Origin of the sequence: Bacillus sp. Leaf49, from assembly GCF_001426125.1 — a bacterium.
Taxonomy (GTDB): domain Bacteria; phylum Bacillota; class Bacilli; order Bacillales; family Bacillaceae; genus Bacillus; species Bacillus altitudinis.
In genome coordinates this window covers 66,210-84,993 of record NZ_LMRK01000012.1, presented here as the reverse complement: position 1 = coordinate 84,993, position 18,784 = coordinate 66,210, and the positions used below count along the sequence as shown (strand labels likewise).

Genomic DNA, 18,784 nt, shown 5'->3' with positions numbered 1-18,784 from the left:
ACTCTCGTTCAAGCTGAATCTATTTAAAATGATCTTTGACTGCTTCAATCCATCTTTTAGTAGAGGGAGAGGCTGCGTTAAAAGATTTAAACGCCATATTGATTTCGCGATAAACACGGGTCTCAAGTGGAATTACGTTCGCATGAGGCACCTGAGGCGGCAAAATCAACTTCGGAATGATCGTAAGCCCAAGACCTTCCTGAACCATAGAGATGATCGTATTGTTGTCCCCAATCTCAAATAAAACATGGGGCTTCACGCCTCTGTCTTTTAATAATTTCTTAATGAGTTGATCACAGCCCGCTTTTGGCATAATAAATGGTTCATCTTGGAACGAAGCCACTTCCATCACCTTCTTTGTATGGAAACGATGACTCTCTTGCATGAGCACTACCAATTCATCTTGAAACAGTGGAACAGTTTCCAAATCTCTAGATGGCTGTGTTAAAAACCCAAGATCAACTGTGCCAGATGCGATCCACTCTTCAATCTCTTCATAGCCGCCTTCGTATAACTCCAATTGGATATTGGGATAACTTTTCGTAAAACGATGAATGAGCTGCGGAAGCATTTTTGAAGAAAAACTAGAGAATGTGCCGATCTTGATACTCCCCACTTCCATCCCTTGAATCAACGCCGCCTCCTGCTCAAGCAATGACGCATGATGAATGATTTGGCGAATATGGGGCATCACTCGCTCACCTGCATCTGTCAGCGACAGCCCGTTTCGATTCCGATGAAGCAGCACAATCCCAAGTTCTGACTCAAGCTTCGCCATATTATGACTCACACCCGACTGCGTCAACCCAAGCTTCTCACCGGCTTTTGTAAAACTGCCGCATTCGACGACTGTTTGAAATACTTTGTATGGGAATGTCATTTGTTTGCTCACCTCACTTTAGATCTTGGCAAAACCTACTGTTAGACATGTCTGTGATTTTTCGATTTAATTGTTGTTCGACCAATTGAAAACATGCCTGCTGAATCCATAAACGTTTAAATGTATAGAGTTGTTCTTTTTCATCGCCATGCATCTCTTCATCTTTTTCTAACTGAAAATCTGTTAAATCGATTTTGTCATGAACATGCATATGAATAAAAACATGCGCATTGTGAAAATCATGCATATGCTCTACTAAAGCTGAGATATTGGTGATAAAGTCATCAAATATATCTTCTTCTAGCGTTTTCTTGAGATCTAGATGGCTGTGCACATCCATTGATATGTAATTATCTCTTTCATCCAGTTCTTCTTGAGTGGCCAGAGGGTTATCATGAATCGTTGCTTTTCTATTTAAATCTGTAATCGAGAAATAGACGATCATGTCTTTATTATCGAGAAATTCATACTCCCATATCTCTGCATCTCTTAATCTTAAAATGCGGGTGAGATTTTCCAACTTTAAACCCTCCAATTAATTATTCATCGTCGTCGTCGAAGACCTAGACGCCGCTTCATCCGCTTTCACACAATCAATCGCAACAACCAATGCAATCATCACAGGCTCCATCTCTTCTTTCAAAATATCCACCTTGTAGCTATCCCCCCAAGTAAACCATTCCTTCTTTACCTGACCGATCACTTCGCCGCTTTGCAACACTTGGAAATTCATATCCCACCAGTTCCCTTGTACTTCGATACCAGCAGCATCAATTGAATATTTTGCTTTGAAGAACGTAAACTCTTTTTTGATCGTCAATACCTCTTGCCCACCGACTTCTACTAAAAACTTCGGTAAAAAGCTAAACATTTTCTTCGTAATTACAGCGATGACTTCTCGTTCTGTATTCAAAATGGTAAACGTCTTTGGCACCTTCATAAAGCTGCCTTCGACCACATATACATCATTCTCCTGTTGGTCCTTTACCGTAAACCTGCCGCTCAGACTAAATACCTTTTGCTTCATATACAGCTGCTTCATAAGTACCTCCGATTCAGTTCAAAAATTTATCCGTTCTTCCCTTACCCCTGATTATACCAAAAGATAGAATGTGCAAAAAACCACCTGATAGCAGGTGGTTTTCGATTACTGATCCATTTTCAGAGATTCTTTTTCATATGTTTGAAAAGCATCTTCCATTCCCATGATGACCTCTTTCATTTTGACATAACCACTTGTGTAAGGAATAGAATCTCTAATCTCTTCCCACATAAAATGATAGAACTTCAGGTCATCTGTTTCACACATCACAAAATCTGTGTAATCCTTACCTGGAAGAGCTTCAGCATCAAAAAAGCGCACCGTCACATGTTCCTCATATTTCTGCATCAACTCTTGCAGCGAAGCCGCATGGGTTCTACGCTCCTCTCGTGGTAAAGCAAGCCAAGATGGATAGAACTCTAATAAAACAACCATCATATATTTCATCATCAAGCCCCTCGATTCTTCTATGATGTGATGATTGTACGCCAGATCTAGAGAATGTGCATTAACATAGGTTAATGTTCAGCAGGATGCAGCAGCCTGCTCAGCGAAACCGGAGAAATACCGATATATGAGGCAATATGATATTGAGCTATACGCTGATGTAACCCGGGATATTTCAATAAAAACGCCTGATATCGCTCAATGGCTGGCAAATATAGCAGTTCCCTCTCACGCTCTTCCTTTCTCGTATACAGCCTTTCAACACTCACCCGAACAAACCGCTCCCACATATGACTTCTGTCCATCAACATTTGAAGCAGATCATACGGAATTTCAATCACAATAGAATCCTCCATCGCTTCAATCGAATAAGGAGAAGGCTGCCCATTGATCATACTTGCATAAGAAGTAGCAAAATCATCTTCCAACGTAAAAGCCACGTTGTACTCCCTTCCATCCGGTAACAAATAGAAGAGACGGAAGAGACCTGTTATGCAAAAATAGGCATGCTTCACTGGATCGCCAGCCTTGATTATGCATGTACCCGCTTTTAATTGTTTAATCGTTGTTCCATCTTTGAAGGCTTGCCAATGATTTTGTTCAATTGGATATTTCGATATTTTGGTTTTGAACGTGTCGTATGGGTTAGTTATTTTGTCCATCTGTAAGTTACCTCTCTAGTAATGGAAGACTTGATATAAAATAGTGTCAGAAAACAAGCAAGTTATAATGGAAATATAAGCGATGATGAGAGGAGAAACAATGAAAAAAATCACTTTTTTTGACTGGACCATCCATTTACAAGCGGACTTAACAGCGATTACCGATCATTATGAAAAGAAAATGGTCATTTTAGAGCCATCTATTGAACTAAATAGCATCATCTGGATGGATGACAACAACGAGCTACAAATCAAACCTACTTGGGATTGTGTCATTTCAATTGATCCAACCAATAAATCACTGACAATCCGGCAAACAAAAGAAGTATTCGGAGATGTGTACGAATGAAAATAGGAGGAACTATGAAGAAAATCGCTTTTTATGATTGGACGATTCACTATCCTGACCATTTAACAGCAGTCAAAGATGATACAGAAAAGAAAATGGTTTTTCTAGAACAGACTGTTGAATTTAAAGGGATTATTCGTATTGATGAGAATGATGAACTGCAAATAAAGCCGACTTGGGATTGTGTTATTATTATGAATGCAAAACAGATGTCTGTCACAGTTCGTGATGCAGAAGACTTTGTAGGGTTACCATAGAAATAAAAAAGTCTCGTTTGAGGAAAATCACTCAAATGAGACTTTTTCTGTTTTAGTCACCATAATTATTTAATAACCATTTACAAAATAAGCGATCGTCTCTAACTCATCTTCTTTTAGCTCTCTGTTCACATGTGTTTGATATTCACTCTTGATTCTCTCCTGATCTCCACCATAAAGACCAGTGTATTTCGCAATCGTTCGAAGCTTGTCTTTTTCCTGACGAAACTCCTCTTTTGTCCATGGTCTTTGGTGTGAAGGAATATACGTTTCAGCATCAAATGCATCTAACTCATCTAAAAGACGCAAGATTTCTTTTACCGTATAATGTACTTTTTCGGCATACATTTTCGGATAAATGCAATCAGCAAGAAACAGGATTTTTTCCTCTTTCACATACACGATCACTGAATCTGCGGCATGATCACCCCCAACATGCTGCACAACACAAGTGACCCCGCCAAGATCAATCTCCATCCGACGATCAAACATCACATCCGGTAAAACGACCTGAATCTCTCGATGATTCTTATATTCTTCTTTGATGGCCTTCGCGCAAAACTCAATCTCCGTTCCTTCCCTCACCCGCTCATCAATCGCCTCATCTGACCAAGAAAACGGAAGAAGCTTCTCCATTTCCTTTCTGGTTTTTGCCGAAGCAATTGCAACCGAATCAGGAAGCGCAGGCAGACCAAAAATATGATCCCAATGCCAATGAGTGAGGACAACCATATCCGGCGTGGCGTTCTCTTGTTTTAAGGTCTTTTGGATAAAATAGTTCGCATGATCTTCTGAATTACCTGCATCGATCATTAATGTTTTGTTATTGCCTACGACCATGCCTAGGATGGGGCGGTCGGTGAGTGATACTGGTGTGATGTAGGAGAAGGTTTTGCCTATTTTTTTGATTGTGTGCATGGTGTGCCTGCTTTCTAATATTTTTAAGTTTTATCCCCGTTGAATTGTTATGCGCTACTTAATCAAATATTATTTCTTTAACAAATGTTTGGCTAACTTTCGATCTTCTTTATCATCCGTTTTAATGGAAATATGTTCAATCAATTCTCTTGTGGCCGCTTGCTGAGAATACGAAGGAGACCATTCTTTTAATACACTTAAAGCATGATACTGTAAATTTCCATCATCTGATCTAAGTGCAGCTTGAATCAATGGCAATCCTACACCTTCGTGTTCATATAAATCTTGCACAATATATTGTAGACAAGCCACTTCATCATCTGAGAGGTTTGATAACGATAAATGTGTTTCTGCAAATGTGCAAAGCTCTCTAATATGCGGGTGTTGACTTGTGTCCATCACAGCAAAGTATATTTCACTATTTGCCGGATCTTTCTCAAGTAAAGCAAATAGATGCTCAATCACATCTAAACGATAAAAGAGAGCGATTTCAAGTGCTTGGGAGCTAAAACCCTGTTGTAACGAATCGGTTGCAAGCTTTGGCCATCTACTGTCATTGATAAACGGTTGAACAGCTTCCTGGATAGCCTTATAATCTTCCTGTTTCCATGAAGCATTCAATCGGTCGTCCCAAATCTCTTGTTCATCATTTAAAAACTCATTTATTTTCAATATTGGATAAAAGTCCTCAATTGATTGACAGTGCTTATGAGCATGGTGAATAAATCGGCAGAGAACTGAGCTTGCATTTGAATACTCATCGATTCCGTAGATAGAAACCTCATCTTCTAATAATGCTTGAATGATGAGACTAGCTCCATCGTATAATTCTTTGGAAATTTCATCTTCTGATAAAGCTGTTTCCAGATCACCATTAAGAGCACAAGTATAAGCTAAGTATTCATTCATGATTGTATTTTCGCAGCCCTTTGTTAGTAACCATCGTTTTATTTCTGGCGTCGATGCTTCCAATTGCTCAACAGCCGAAATCTTCCCCCATCCATCAACAGACTTTGCAAGACGCCAAACATGTTCGTTTCCTTGAATTGTGCCATTCTTCAATGCAATCACGACATAAGAAGTAAATTCTTCATGCATACCTATTGTGAATAAAAGCTCTTTGTATTTTTCACAGTTCGTACATCCCAATATCATAACTGCAAATTTGACGACCTCCCGATGTGCTGCATGTTCAAGAAGCCATAACGCTTCTTGCTGTACACGGGATTCATCCCATTGTGTTTGCTGAAATCGTTCAATTAGCTCACTGCTGCGGCTCGCCATATTGTTAGAAATGATTTTTTCATATGTTTTCTTTCTTGTTTCATTTGTAGGATGATTTAGTTGTTTTTCAAAAAGCTTCAATAATTTCTTCACATAAAAAGGGGCAGGTCGTTCATCTACATAATAATCAGATAAACCGGGAGCCAATCGTGGTTCATTTTCGTCAAATAAATAATCTTCATCGGGTAAACGGTCGTCTACTATTTTATGATGTGATTGAATTTGTTGTTGAATAAAGGGGGAAATTTTCTCTTTATGATCCCATGGTAGAAAGTCTATCTTCATTGAATCATCTAAAACCGTTTCATGATCTACTTTCACGATACAACGAAATCGTACATACCCGCCAAGTTTAACGGACACTTTGTGTTGCGTACCATCTTGAAGTTCCAGTATCCCTGACAATTTTGAATAAGGGATCATATGAGTCAATAAACTTTTTCGTTGTTTTTTATCAACTGTCACACCATCAATGATTAGTTGCTCTTCTTTTATTTGGTTTGTAATTTCTATAGAATGCCCTTTATATTCAATTTTCCATGTTTTATTTATTTCTTTTTCTACGTCTTTTACTATATTACGCATTTCACGTTTAAAGTCGGCTTTGAAACTCATGGAAATCTCCTTTTTTCTATTTATCTATGCTAATCTGCGTTATGAATGCCTAAATTCTAAATAATAGGGTATGGAGGAATAAATAACTCTCCATACCCTTCTAATATAAAACTTTGGCGGACACTAACCCTATAAATTTTTGTTTTCCCTAGAGCTAAGAATTGAATGAGGGTATTGCAAATCTCAATACAAACATTCTATTTTATGCAGTTTATCAAAAAAATTCACTCAAGCAGAAAAGCACAGCATTTTTTATTTACTCACTAATTCCTTAATCAAATGCCTTTTCAGTTAGAGTATGGGACTGATTTAATCCCCAATCATTTAAAATACTCCACAACTCGTCAGAAATTCGATAATCTCTCTCTCGAATCTGATCAATTCCCCAATCAGTATGCTGATGAGAAAGGTCTAATAATATCTGAACTTTTGTTTTCTCGTAACTCTCCTGCTTCTTTTTAAAATAGCCATTACTAGCAATTATGTTCAACTTTTTCTCAAAGGGGATTTTATTCCCTATATGTTCCACTAATTCTTTTACTTCCCGATCAGTGTTAATTGGAAAATAACTCGATTGCCATTTGCGAGGAAGAATATGTTCTATTTCCCAGTTTTCAGGAAGTAAATCCTTTTGCTTTTGGTAAGCAATAATCTTTAAGATCATACGCACAGTATTGCGATGAGCAGTCCTAACTTTTGTTTTAAATTCTTGTTGATCTACAGGAGAAAAATTGAATGTTGGAGTAGACGATCTCATAATTTCAGCATTTAAATTCAAGATGCCTCGTTTTACAGCGTTTATAGTGGGTATCACGATATATCTTGATGCTAAAACAGCCAGTAATTTCCTAAGGAACTTAAGGAATTTTTCTTCAAAATCTTTTGTACATCTATATTTAAGGTAATAAATCACTACGGGATACTTCCAAAATTCGTTTGGATATGATGATAATCCGTCTAGCGCCTGTTTCACTTCAATATTTTTAGACCAGTCTTCTCCTTCAATTTCAACACGATTATTGATAACAAGCCATAAATTAGCCACTGTATGTAAATTATCCATTAACTCTTTCTTATATAGCTGTTCAAAGTTGTTTCTTGAGTAGTATTTTCTTATACCAGGTGTCGTAGTGTTTCTATCGTTCTCTAGTGCTCTTAAATAAAACATATAATAATAGAATAACTTCTGAATGCTTTCTTTTGCATTGCCAGCATCTTCTTCGAGTTGCTGCCATTCTTCAATAAACTTTGCTTTTCCTTCACTATCCAAATGATTATATATTTTCGCTTTGAAAATATCTGCATCAGATAGCGCAAGCCCTCTATCGTTTAAAGTCGAGAAGATTGTTAAAGCAGTATCTTGGGAATCAGCAGTAATAGGGAGTAAAATTGCCTTGTTTAACACATTTAGGATGAATTTATAAAACAAAAGAGGCTCATTCAAATTAAATCCCTCTATTAATTTTAAAAATAGCCTGTAGTTCAATGAATAATTATCTTTCGCATCTTCTTCAATCATACCGTTAGCCAGAATGCTAAAAAATGTTTTGTTCCCCTCATCTCTTATGACTCTAGATTCAAATAGAGGTTTTTTAAAATTAACTTCTGCAGTGAACTCATGCTGCTCCCACAAAGCTGATTCAATTTGTCTCTTGAAATTTTCCACTTCTTTCATCTGAGCCATTGAATCCAGTTTCGAGTAAAGAGCACGAAGCAACAGAAATAGAGAAGTGATACGCTGTTGACCATCTATAATCTCTTGTTCATTATTCTCATTTTGGAACGAAACAATTGTTCCCAGAAAATAAGTACTTTCACTACCATTTTTCGTATACTCCACTAAATCATCAAAAAGTGTCTGGATTTGCTCAGCTGACCACGCATAGGGACGTTGATACTCAGGGATAATAAACTTGTTCACTTTCCCTGTTTCTAATAACTGTTTAACGCTCTGTTTATTAACTTCTATTGTTGTAGCCACATATATTCTCCCTTCAGTACTTACACTTAACTTTCTTATTCGGTTTTTAGGATCAAGAATAAAGACATATTTTTTAGAATCAAGAAACGGTATTATATTAAGACATAACCTAATAAATTACTACTATCCTTATACACCATATATCGGAAGAATTTAGTTTCATTACATGATAAATTCACGAAATAATACATAGGTGTTTCCACTGAACTTTAAAAATATTAGATCTAATCCATCGGTATATTAATGTATATGCATTTAATTATGCTTTTTACTTTTAATGAATTTAAGATTGATCATTTTATATAAAAAATACACCAGATACATGGTATATCCAAAAACAAATGTAACAGCTAAATCTTTAAACGCCAAGCTTATCCCCTTTTGTGTAATGATACTCCATATGAGAGGAAGTATTTCTACAGTGAATGCCAATGCAGCTCCTAATAATGAGGGTAATACGATAAAAGTAATAACAAATGATTTAATTATTCTCTTCTCCTTTAATAATCTGTGCAATTGATGGATGGTAGGTAGACATATACGACTCTTCAAACAAGAAATTTGAGACTGAGATTATATTTAGCATATCTAAGTAGCATTTTACAAAACCATAGACCATTTTTGTGCTTTGGCTTACACAAGTACTATTCTTTACAAAAAATTCCATTTACTTATGATACGGTTCAGCGTATCTAGTCTAAATGAGGTTTTCCAAACTATTAAAATATGAAATAAGTACAATATTAAAGGTCAATCCTAGTATTAAAATTAGTTAGTTAGAAAAGGAGAATTACCTTATATGGCAATCTCCCCTTTTTAAAAACAGTTCTAATCTGTATTATGTCGCATGAACTCTTATACATTTACTTTTTTTGTAAATTCAGTGTAAATTATTTTTAGTAATTCTATTAAAAAGTAATTTATAATAATTATACTCTTTACACAATCTTCAATGTCAGGTCTACTAGGTAACTTTAAAATCTCCTTTTGTATAGAATCAAATTCACTATCCCAATTAGGAGATTCATAAACTCTATGATGGTTTATTTCATCATAACCAAATTGGTACTTATAGTTTAATTCATTTCTGCATACAGATAAAATATTATTCTTCTCTGAAAAAAATTGTTGTAACACAGCTAATATATTATCCTCATGAGTATCTGTATTATTTACAAGACTTCTATAATTCCTCAAAAAGCTATAAAATAAATCCCATGCGCTCGCATGTGTATCTCTTTTAGATTTTAGGCTTACTGTAACTTCCTTTTTTTCATAGTCATTATCAATAATTTTTAAAACGTATTGCCCTTGGTTTATTTTTAAAGGTTCTCCAGCATATACAGTAGCTATCGTAGAAATCTCCTCTGCTTCTTCCTCATATAAGTAAATTGTGAACTCACCATTGAATCGAGTTAAAGTAGTTATTAGAAAAAATGATAGGTAATATTCAGAAACAAAATTCCAAGTATAATCGAACTCGTCATTTAATTTTTTCACGTTTAGTAGTTGTTTTTTCACTCTTCTATAGAAACCTATAATCTCTGAAGATAATGCTTTATAAAATATATCAATATCTAAAATAAATATCTTCTCATGGCTACCCCAAGAAATGTCTTTTAATTCCTTGAGTGCTAATTTGGTATTAAATAGCTTGTCCTCTTCAAGAGTAAAATTGATTTCGGAAAAATATCCAAGCTTTTTTTGAACAAACTTTTTATATTTGTCATTAAATACTTCAGAGACCATTAAAATAAATCCTCAGCAGAAAGTTTTATTACTTTACGTTTAAATAAAACATCTTTCATTACCTTGGTTAAATCATTCTCAGTTTGTTTATTTGTACCTGAATAACTGTCATAGTCTACGGCCGCTAAATTAGAGATAATCTCATAAATGGAAGCTTTTTTTACATTGCCATACTCATTCAATGATTGTTCAATAATTTCGCTGAAAAGATTAAATGCTACTTTAAAGAATATGGTCTTATTTATTTCTGCATTAGAAGAGCTTTCTTTATACATCTTATCAAATGCTTGAAGGTAATTTATTACTGTCTTAAAAATAATATTGTTATCAGATTCACTAATAACACTAGTTTCAAATATATCCTTTGTTGCTTCATTAAAAGCAGTTCTAGAGATAAATCCTGTACGTGAAGCATCACTTAATAATTTTCCTTCTAGGGGTTCTGAGCTATTTACAGCATCAAATAATTCTCTTTGCTTCTGTTCAGTTGTTGTTTCTTTCTGAGCCAAGCTCTTAATATCTAACAATAATGCACTAGGAACCCCTTTTTGATTTGTGTTAATATCAATAAACAAATTTACTTCTTCAGACAAGTCCAAATCATTAAAGATAATCACCGGAACTTCTACTTCTTGTGAAAGCCCGTTTATTCCAAAAAATCTATGTTGCCCATCTATAACTAGGAATATTTTTTCTTTATCTAAAAAGGAAATTATTCCATTGTCAGCATCATAAGAAAATTCGGCATCGCCTTTTGCACTTAAAATTAATGGAGAGGGTATTGTCCCTCCTTTTTCATAATACTTAGTGATTAAGTTTGCTCTAGCCTTATTAAGTAATCTTTGAAATCCTTCTTCCTTATCCTCACTTCTTCTGGTTATAAAACAAAAGTCCTTTAGTTTTTCTGAACTTATTACAGTCATATAAAAGTTATAATTACCTTGGCATATATTTAAAGCTTTCAAATCAATCCTACTCATAAATATTACTCCTCCCTTTCTAATTCCCTATTTATTATTATATAAATAATAATAAAGTTTATAATAGTTTTTTCTTAAAAAAACCCCATTCACTTATGATAAGGCTCCCCCCGCACAATCCGAAACGCCCGATAAATCTGCTCCACCAACACCAACCTCATCAACTGATGCGGGAACGTCATTTTCGAAAACGACAGTTTCTCATTCGCCCGCTGCATGACAGCGTCGCTTAATCCAAGGGATCCACCTATGACAAAACATACCTTACTTTTTCCGTATGTTGCCAGCTTATCTATTGTATCGGCTACTTCTTCGGAAGTTTTCATTTTTCCTTCGATGGCGAGGGCGATGACGTGGGCGTCTGGGTTGATTTTGCTTAGGATGCGTTCGCCTTCTTTGTCTTTGATGATTTTCATGTCTTGCTCACTGAGATTCTCGGGTGCTTTTTCGTCTGCGAGCTCAATGATCTCGATTTTTGCGTATGCCTGTAATCGTTTTGTGTATTCGGCTATGCCTTGCTTTAAATATTTCTCTTTTAGTTTTCCTACTGTGATAATTGATATATTCACAGGTCATCCCCACCTTAAGAACAAGTTATTCATATAAGTTATCAACAATTGTGGATAAAATTTGTGTATTTTGTGTCCGATCATTCGTTCCCCACTATATATATTGCAGGTTCATCGCACAATTCACAGGTTGTGGATAAGCTGTGTGTATGTTCGATTTTTCTGAATTCTGGCGGTGTTTCGTGATCATCTATGTACATGTCTAGTACGGTTTCTATATGTTCTGCACAAGCATAAAGTGATTTGTTCATAAGTTTCTAATTCCTCCAATATGTTGTTTGGTTATTCACAAGTGTTTCGCTCATTGTTCAATATAACCGATTTATTCACATGTTAATAGTCTTTTACCATTTTCCACACCTTTTATCCACAAACCAAATAAAAAAGCCTCCACTCCTGTGAAGGCTTCCTTCTATCAAAACGGATTATAAAATCTCGTTCCTCTAACAAATGTAATCACTAGCGACACGATCAGCACCACACCAACAAACAATAACGCAGCATAATCTGCTTTTTGAAAGTCTTTCGCCGTAAACCATGTGCGCTTTTTATGCTTTCCAAACCCGCGCAGTTCCATCGCATTGCTGATCGTTTCAATCCGCTCTAGGCTGGAGAAAATCAGTGGCATCACAATCGACAGCGCATTTTTGATCCGTTTTCCCAGTTTTTCATTCTTTGATAAATCAATGCCTCTTGCTTGCTGAGAAATGGCAATCGTGCGAAAATCACGCTGAATATCTGGAATATAGCGCAAAGCAATCGCTACCGCATAGGAAATCCGGTAGCTGACCCCAATTCTGCTGAGTGATGAGGCGAATTCACTTGGATTTGTTGTGACAATAAACAATAGCGCCGCTGGCATCACAGTCACGTATTTCAGTGTAATGTTCAATTGATAGAAAAGCTGTTCAAGTGTGACATTGTACCAGCCTGCAATGTGAAACAGCTCGTGCTTCGCTCCATAGATGGCGACACCTTGCTGAGGCGCAAAGACGTAAATGGCGATGTTGTTGATCACAAGGAATATCGCCAGGACGATCACCACGAAGGAAATATCACGAAATCGCACATTCGACAGTTGAAAGAACACGATACTGGCAACTAGCATAAACACTAATACGCCTGTATCATATGTGAGCATCGCTGCGGATGACCAGAGGATAAAGCAAATGAGTTTGGTTGCACCTGTCAGCCGGTGAATTGGCGACGGGCGGTCGATATAGGACAGCATGTCTACAGCCATGTCATTCGTTCCTTTCTGTCAACCTCAATGAAGCGATCCACGAGTTCATTTGGATTCGGCCAGTCTGCTTTTAGCGCCAGTTCATAGAGCGACGTTTCCTTTAAGCTCGCCTTTTGGACTAGCAACTGATCTGTCAGTACTTTAGCTGGTGTATCATCTGCGATTTTTTCTCCATCTGAAATGACAATGGTTCTTGTTGTGTATTCGAGCATCAAATGCATATCATGGGTGATCATCAAGATCGTGACGCCCTGCTGATTTAATTGCTCTAAAAACGTCATCATCTCTGTGTAATGTCTAAAATCCTGTCCGGCCGTTGGCTCATCTAAAATGATGATTTCTGGCTCTAACACAAGAATCGATGCGATGGTGACGCGTTTTTTCTGTCCAAAACTAAGTGCTGAAATTGGCCAATTTCGAAATGGATACAGCCCGCATACTTTTAAAACTCGCTCTACACGATCCTTGATGTCGTCTTCCTTTACGCCTCTTAAAACGAGACCGAGTGCGACTTCATCAAAAATCATTTGTTTCGAAATCATTTGATTTGGGTTTTGCATGACGACACCGATTCGTTCGGAGCGCTGCTTGATGGTGTCTCCTGTGATGTCATCGCCATTTAAAAGGATTATCCCTTTTGTTGGCTTTTCAAATGCACAAAGCAACTTGGATAGTGTCGTCTTGCCTGCGCCATTGGCACCGGCGATGCTGATCATTTCACCTTTTTTGACGGTAAAAGAGATGTTGTTCAGTGTGTTGGGTCTTGTCGGATAATCAAAGCTCAGCTCACGCACTTCTAGTAAATCCGGCGCTTCATTCTGCTCGACTGATGGCTCAGATGCTTCCATCCATTGCTCGATTTTCTCTTTTGCCTCGTCATTTAAGGTGAGATGCTGTAAATTAGCGATCTGATCTCCTGCTTCAACCGGAATGCCTGCATATTTCATTACTTTCACATATAAAGGCTCACGTAAATACGCCGCTTCTAATACATTTGAGGCGAGCAATTCATCTGGTGTCATATCCGCTGCAATCGTGCCGTCATTGACAACGATGATGCGGTCGACATGGCGGAAGAGGACGTCTTCCAATCGATGTTCCACCATCACGACCGTTTTTTTCGTTTCTTTTTGCAGACGGTCAATGAGGTCGATCACTTCTTTGCCTGTTGCGGGATCAAGGCTTGCCAGTGGTTCATCAAACAGCAAAATGTCGACATCGTTGACAAGTACGCCTGCGATGGCGACACGTTGTTTTTGACCGCCTGACAGCTCATGCACGGATGATACCAGTTTGCCGTCTACCTCTGTTAATTTTGCCGCTTTCTCGACACGTGTTTTCATTTCTTCGCGTGTGACTTGATCATTTTCAAGTGTGAACGCGATATCTTCTCCTACAGTCAGCCCGATAAATTGTCCATCAGGATCTTGCAGCACCGTTCCGACGAGCTGTGAAAGAGAGAAAATGTTCTCTTTCTCTGCATTTTTCCCGCCGATGTGAAGACTTCCTTCCATAGAACCTTTATAAGACGCAGGAACTAGCCCATTGATACAATGGGCTAGTGTGCTTTTTCCCGATCCAGACGGGCCTGCGATGAGGACTTTTTCTCCTTCATAGATGGTCAGGTTGATATCTTTCAATGTTGGTTCTGCCTGACTGCGATACTTGAATCCGAAATGTTCGAATTGAATCATCGGTTTCTTCATTTATGTGTTCCACCTTGCTTCATGATGTTTCTTTCGATAGACTGCCGCTTTTGCTTCTTGTTTTCGCATAAGCCGCAATGATGATGGTGCCTAGTACACCGACTGTGATGATGTTTGAGATTCCTGCTACGATTCCTTGAACAAACACTTTATTTGCAGGTTCTGCATAGATCACAATGTCGAGTACCGGCGCAATGACAAACCAGCCTAATGCTTGTGCGCCGGCTTGGACGGCGTTGAAGAGCGTGATTTTTTTCCAGCCAAAGTCGCCCTCTTCTACTTTTAAACGGTTCGAAATGAAGCCGATCAATAAACCAACAACACCCGAAACGATAATCCAGCTCCACCAAGGTCCAAATGTGGTGGCATCTTTAATGAGATGACCAATAAATCCAATCAATGCGCCTGCAATAGGACCAAATAGCACGGCCATTAACGCAAGGAACGCGTACGATGTTTCAATTTGTGTATTCGGAATTCCAGTTGGAATGGAGACGAAGCGTCCTAAAATGACAAAGACGGCTGCGCCAATTCCGATGGCAACGACAGTTTTCGTTGAAAGTTGTTTACCTGCCATGATGTTTCCTCCTCTTATTCGTATATAATGCGCGGAGCTTTGCGAATCGAAAGGCGCCAGCCTGTGCCTGTACCGATGTTATAAGCCTTTGCAAATGACCCTTGATTGATCGCCACGCCTAAATGATCGAGTGAATTGACATATACGAGTGGTTCGCCTACCTTTAAATCGGCAAAAGATCGTCCATAGGTCATGATATTTTTATACACATTTTTTGGCCCGTTGGCAATGGTAACTTCTATTGCATCCCCATAATTGATTGAAAGCTGTTCAAATAACGTATGATGAATGTTTGTCCATAGGTTTCCGAACCGCACATCTAAAATATCAATCGTCCCTGTGATCACTTCTTCTTCCGCATAAGCTTGTACGACTGGAAGGTGAATAATGTCCTCTATATTCGCCTTTGGCCCGACCTCTTCAAAAGAAATCACACCTGAAGCAATTCTCGCGCCTGTATAGGCGTAAATGTCTCTACCATGGAATGTATGTGATTTTCCTGACTTCGGCAGACGGTTGATGGTTTCATCTAAATACCGAGCCTCCACGATGCCAATATCCTGTGCGACATGCGTAAGTGTCCCATTATCAGGTGTGATGATATAGTGTGAGCTTGTTGTTTTGACGACGAGGCTCTTTCGCTCTGATCCAACGCCTGGATCAACAACGGAGACAAATACCGTTTCTTCCGGCCAATATGTGACCGTCTGAAGCAAGCGATAAGACGCTTCCCAAATGTCGTATTGGGGAATGTTGTGAGTTAAATCAAAAATGCGGATGCCGCTGCTCACTGTATTGGCTACGCCGTACATTGCGCTGACCGCTCCATCATCAATACCGAAATCTGATTGTAAAACCAATGCATGTTCACTCATGTTAATCTCCCTTTCATTTGAAAAAATGGTTGTGGTGTTTCACGTGGAACATTTGAACATTTGTATGAAAAAAAGTGGACAATAAAAAATACCCCATCCTTATCTATGAATCATAAGGACGAGGTATTTGTCTCGTGGTACCACCTTTATTTACTGTTTGCTCGCGCTAAACAGCCTCTACAAGTACAAAGCTCCAATTTGGCTCATATACTGTGGTTTTGATAACGAGTACCAACTCTCGTCGTCACCTACTAATATCATGGATATGTTCAGCACGAGGCTCAGAGACCATTTTTCGAATCATTATTTTTGCTTCTTTTCAGCTGCCGAAGCTCTCTGTGGAAAAATTGATGATTGTACTTTCTCTCGTCATTGCCTGTTTAACTATCTTGAATTAAAGCTATCATACATGATGTTTTTTGATAAATCAAGATATTTTTCTGAACATTTTTAAAAATGAGTTAACTGTTCTGGAAGAGTCTTCTTTTTTATAAAATTTAAGCAAATGTTAAAGAGCGAGATATGGTGTCTTTCTTTTCTAGCGGTATAATAAAGATGAAGGGAGGTACAGTGTGTGTGGACCATCTGTATGAATGAATTTAAGCAGCTCTTCAAAAGCACAAAATCCATCTTAACAATTGTTATTATTTTCATTTTATCTACTTTTGTATCAAGTCTTCCATTTATAGCTGCTTATCAAGGGAAGTGGGAACAGGCAAAGGACCCTTATTCCATTGGGAATGAACTAGTGATTTCGTTATTTGGTTTCTTCCTTATTTTTTTATTATCTCATGATATTTTGAGCCGCGAAATTCATTTGAAAACCATTCGTTTTCTCGTCAGCAAAACGACCCGTTTAAACATTGTCATCGGGAAATATCTTGGGCTGATGCTGTTTTGGCTCAGTTGCATTATGACCACATATATTTTAAATATGGTGATTTCACATCGTTTTCTGTTCTCAGATGCCTTAAAAATATTAACGTTTATCAGTGTCGGCATCTCCTGTGCTTTGTTTTTGTCCATGCTCTTTCCAACACCACAGAAATCGATGTTTGTTGGCATGTTGTTTTCCTTTCTATTTCCAATCATGAGCATGATGTCTGTTCTTTCTTCAGAACGGTTGATTCACTGGTTCCAATACGTGACGCCTTATTATTATGCGCGCTGGAGTGAACCCCTGACCTATGTGCTGATGAATGCCGCATTGACTGTTGTCTTACTCGTTGGAACGGCACTATTGTTTCAGAGGAGGGATGTCTAAGTGCTTCACACAAAAGGGCTGACAAAAAAATATCGGACAAAAGTCGCAATAGATCATATTGATCTTGATATCCATCAAGGGGATATCTTCGGCCTCATTGGACCGAAGGGTGCTGGTAAGACGACCTTTTTTAATATCATTACAGGGATCTCCCGCCCCACCTCTGGCACATTTATCATGATGAACATGACGTCGTTAAAAAAAGTACGTCATCATATGGGTGTTCTGCCTGAATATACAGATTTATATGAAGGGTTGACTGCTATTGAGCATATTGCCTATTTATCGAAAATTACGGGTACTCGCCAGAAAACGAGCTATTATGAAGAATTACTCGAATTTGTTGGCTTACATCGTTATCATCAAGAGAAAGTCGGTGCCTTTACACCTGGGATGAAGAAGCGGCTCGGAATGGCTCAGGCCATCGCTCATCAGCCTGACTTTATTTTACTTGATGAGCCTTTTGCGGATATTGATGCAGATTCTATCTTGCATATCCAGCGGGTGATTGAATCGTTAAAATTTGAAGGAAAAACTGTCTTTTTAACAGCAGACGAGCCAAGGTTCACCCAGCCTATTTGTACCAAAACAGCTTTCATATCTGAAGGAAAAATCGTGTCCTCAAGTACTCATCCTCAAGAGAAAACCATCACGTCCTCAACCATTCGTGCCACCTTCAAGCATGCATGGATTGATGATGAGGTGAAGCCTGTTCTCACGCAGTACTTACAAAGTGTGGGAACAGACCTTGTGATCAGAGATGACGAGACCTCATTGTTGATTCGTTCAGAAGCTCAAGTCCCAGCCATCATCCGTGCGTTTGTGAAATGCAAAGTCGACCTATACCGAGTCACGACGCAAGATGCCATGATGTCCACATAAAAAAGTACCGTACGCTCGCCGCACGGTACTTCTCTTTTTTTATAAAGGCTTGCTCATGTAAATTCCAGTCTCAGCAAATCCCGTTTTCTCATAAAGTGAGCGGGCGATTTGATTATGGGCAAAGACATGCAGCGATAGTTTTTTCACACCTAATGACTTTGCCTGCTCTTCTAATGCAGTCATGGCCTGTTTTGCCAAGCCTTTTCCTCGATACGCTTCAAACAAAATAAAATTATAAATAAAGCCTTCATGTTGGGGATGATCTGGATCATAGCAAAGCCATACCCATCCGATGGCTTCTTCTCCATGTAAGATGTTCCACAACTCATGATCCTCTGTCTGAAGGCCCTCAGGAAGCAACCGATCAAATTGTTCCTCTGCGTTCTTTTGCGCTTCTTCCTGATCCCATGTCCCTGCGAGTATCTTTTCTTCTGCGTACCTCTTAATGGATGCCTCTATCAAGACGTCATAATCCGTTTGTGACATCGGCTGTAATGTGACCAA

At 38.2% G+C, this 18,784-nt stretch carries 21 protein-coding genes and 1 other annotated feature; of the genes, 4 read left to right on the top strand and 17 right to left on the bottom strand.

Annotated elements, in window-relative coordinates; all coding sequences use genetic code 11:
* Nucleotides 1-19: 19 nt before the first annotated feature.
* The 5 genes from ASG46_RS07225 to ASG46_RS07205 all read right to left on the bottom strand — a co-directional run bounded on the left by ASG46_RS07225 (nucleotide 20) and on the right by ASG46_RS07205 (nucleotide 3,031).
* A complete protein-coding gene (locus ASG46_RS07225) occupies nucleotides 20-880 on the bottom strand; it encodes a LysR family transcriptional regulator (protein WP_056703896.1) in 861 nt (286 codons plus the stop codon).
* A gap of 13 nt (nucleotides 881-893) precedes the next feature.
* The gene (locus ASG46_RS07220; protein ID WP_056703893.1) at nucleotides 894-1,400 is read right to left on the bottom strand and encodes a hypothetical protein; all 507 of its coding nucleotides are present in this window, start codon (nucleotides 1,398-1,400) and stop codon (nucleotides 894-896) included.
* A 15-nt stretch (nucleotides 1,401-1,415) separates the two neighbouring features.
* Nucleotides 1,416-1,922, bottom strand: coding sequence for an LURP-one-related/scramblase family protein (locus ASG46_RS07215; RefSeq protein WP_039164840.1), 507 nt, complete (start codon nucleotides 1,920-1,922; stop codon nucleotides 1,416-1,418).
* 105 nt (nucleotides 1,923-2,027) lie between these two features.
* Nucleotides 2,028-2,369 (bottom strand): darcynin family protein, encoded by a 342-nt coding sequence (locus ASG46_RS07210; protein ID WP_039165381.1) that lies wholly within the window; start codon nucleotides 2,367-2,369, stop codon nucleotides 2,028-2,030.
* Between the two features lie 71 nt (nucleotides 2,370-2,440).
* Entirely contained in the window at nucleotides 2,441-3,031 is a 591-nt protein-coding gene (locus ASG46_RS07205; RefSeq protein ID WP_056703889.1) for a Crp/Fnr family transcriptional regulator, read from the bottom strand.
* A gap of 100 nt (nucleotides 3,032-3,131) precedes the next feature.
* On the opposite strand from ASG46_RS07205, the gene ASG46_RS07200 reads away from it, so the two are divergent.
* Together ASG46_RS07200 and ASG46_RS07195 are read left to right on the top strand one after the other, a co-directional pair.
* Nucleotides 3,132-3,380: a hypothetical protein gene (locus tag ASG46_RS07200; protein WP_024718483.1), complete on the top strand. Its 249-nt coding sequence runs from the start codon at nucleotides 3,132-3,134 to the stop codon at nucleotides 3,378-3,380.
* 14 nt (nucleotides 3,381-3,394) lie between these two features.
* A complete protein-coding gene (locus ASG46_RS07195; RefSeq protein WP_056703886.1) occupies nucleotides 3,395-3,637 on the top strand; it encodes a hypothetical protein in 243 nt (80 codons plus the stop codon).
* A 69-nt stretch (nucleotides 3,638-3,706) separates the two neighbouring features.
* Here ASG46_RS07195 and ASG46_RS07190 read toward each other — a convergent pair whose 3' ends face one another.
* The 11 genes from ASG46_RS07190 to ASG46_RS07145 all read right to left on the bottom strand — a co-directional run bounded on the left by ASG46_RS07190 (nucleotide 3,707) and on the right by ASG46_RS07145 (nucleotide 16,134).
* Complete coding sequence (locus ASG46_RS07190; protein WP_056703883.1) at nucleotides 3,707-4,555, bottom strand: MBL fold metallo-hydrolase; 849 nt, start codon at nucleotides 4,553-4,555, stop codon at nucleotides 3,707-3,709.
* A gap of 69 nt (nucleotides 4,556-4,624) precedes the next feature.
* Nucleotides 4,625-6,454, bottom strand: coding sequence for a hypothetical protein (locus ASG46_RS07185; protein ID WP_056703879.1), 1,830 nt, complete (start codon nucleotides 6,452-6,454; stop codon nucleotides 4,625-4,627).
* Nucleotides 6,455-6,725: 271 nt separating this feature from the next.
* The gene (locus ASG46_RS07180) at nucleotides 6,726-8,435 is read right to left on the bottom strand and encodes a DUF262 domain-containing protein (protein WP_056703878.1); all 1,710 of its coding nucleotides are present in this window, start codon (nucleotides 8,433-8,435) and stop codon (nucleotides 6,726-6,728) included.
* A gap of 855 nt (nucleotides 8,436-9,290) precedes the next feature.
* Entirely contained in the window at nucleotides 9,291-10,184 is an 894-nt protein-coding gene (locus ASG46_RS07175) for a hypothetical protein (protein ID WP_046527573.1), read from the bottom strand.
* Nucleotides 10,184-11,164, bottom strand: coding sequence for a DGQHR domain-containing protein (locus ASG46_RS07170; protein ID WP_052746861.1), 981 nt, complete (start codon nucleotides 11,162-11,164; stop codon nucleotides 10,184-10,186). The genes ASG46_RS07175 and ASG46_RS07170 overlap by 1 nt, the downstream gene beginning before the upstream one ends.
* A gap of 89 nt (nucleotides 11,165-11,253) precedes the next feature.
* Complete coding sequence (rlmH, locus tag ASG46_RS07165) at nucleotides 11,254-11,733, bottom strand: 23S rRNA (pseudouridine(1915)-N(3))-methyltransferase RlmH (protein WP_050826799.1); 480 nt, start codon at nucleotides 11,731-11,733, stop codon at nucleotides 11,254-11,256.
* An 80-nt stretch (nucleotides 11,734-11,813) separates the two neighbouring features.
* Nucleotides 11,814-11,984 (bottom strand): CxxH/CxxC protein, encoded by a 171-nt coding sequence (locus tag ASG46_RS20470; protein WP_008360116.1) that lies wholly within the window; start codon nucleotides 11,982-11,984, stop codon nucleotides 11,814-11,816.
* A 164-nt stretch (nucleotides 11,985-12,148) separates the two neighbouring features.
* Nucleotides 12,149-12,976, bottom strand: coding sequence for an energy-coupling factor transporter transmembrane component T family protein (locus ASG46_RS07160; protein WP_035390091.1), 828 nt, complete (start codon nucleotides 12,974-12,976; stop codon nucleotides 12,149-12,151).
* On the bottom strand, nucleotides 12,967-14,682 hold the full coding sequence (locus ASG46_RS07155; protein WP_056703874.1) for an ABC transporter ATP-binding protein: 1,716 nt from the start codon (nucleotides 14,680-14,682) through the stop codon (nucleotides 12,967-12,969). The genes ASG46_RS07160 and ASG46_RS07155 overlap by 10 nt, the downstream gene beginning before the upstream one ends.
* 19 nt (nucleotides 14,683-14,701) lie before the next feature.
* A complete protein-coding gene (locus ASG46_RS07150; RefSeq protein ID WP_025208316.1) occupies nucleotides 14,702-15,259 on the bottom strand; it encodes an ECF-type riboflavin transporter substrate-binding protein in 558 nt (185 codons plus the stop codon).
* A gap of 14 nt (nucleotides 15,260-15,273) precedes the next feature.
* A complete protein-coding gene (locus ASG46_RS07145; RefSeq protein ID WP_007497378.1) occupies nucleotides 15,274-16,134 on the bottom strand; it encodes an SAM hydrolase/SAM-dependent halogenase family protein in 861 nt (286 codons plus the stop codon).
* Between the two features lie 111 nt (nucleotides 16,135-16,245).
* Nucleotides 16,246-16,516, bottom strand: a binding site (T-box leader).
* 192 nt (nucleotides 16,517-16,708) lie between these two features.
* On the opposite strand from ASG46_RS07145, the gene ASG46_RS07140 reads away from it, so the two are divergent.
* Nucleotides 16,709-17,398, top strand: coding sequence for an ABC transporter permease (locus ASG46_RS07140; protein WP_008347476.1), 690 nt, complete (start codon nucleotides 16,709-16,711; stop codon nucleotides 17,396-17,398).
* A complete protein-coding gene (locus ASG46_RS07135; protein WP_056703870.1) occupies nucleotides 17,399-18,280 on the top strand; it encodes an ABC transporter ATP-binding protein in 882 nt (293 codons plus the stop codon). It abuts the gene before it with no gap.
* Nucleotides 18,281-18,319: 39 nt separating this feature from the next.
* Here ASG46_RS07135 and ASG46_RS07130 read toward each other — a convergent pair whose 3' ends face one another.
* On the bottom strand, nucleotides 18,320-18,784 hold the full coding sequence (locus ASG46_RS07130) for a GNAT family N-acetyltransferase (RefSeq protein ID WP_056703867.1): 465 nt from the start codon (nucleotides 18,782-18,784) through the stop codon (nucleotides 18,320-18,322).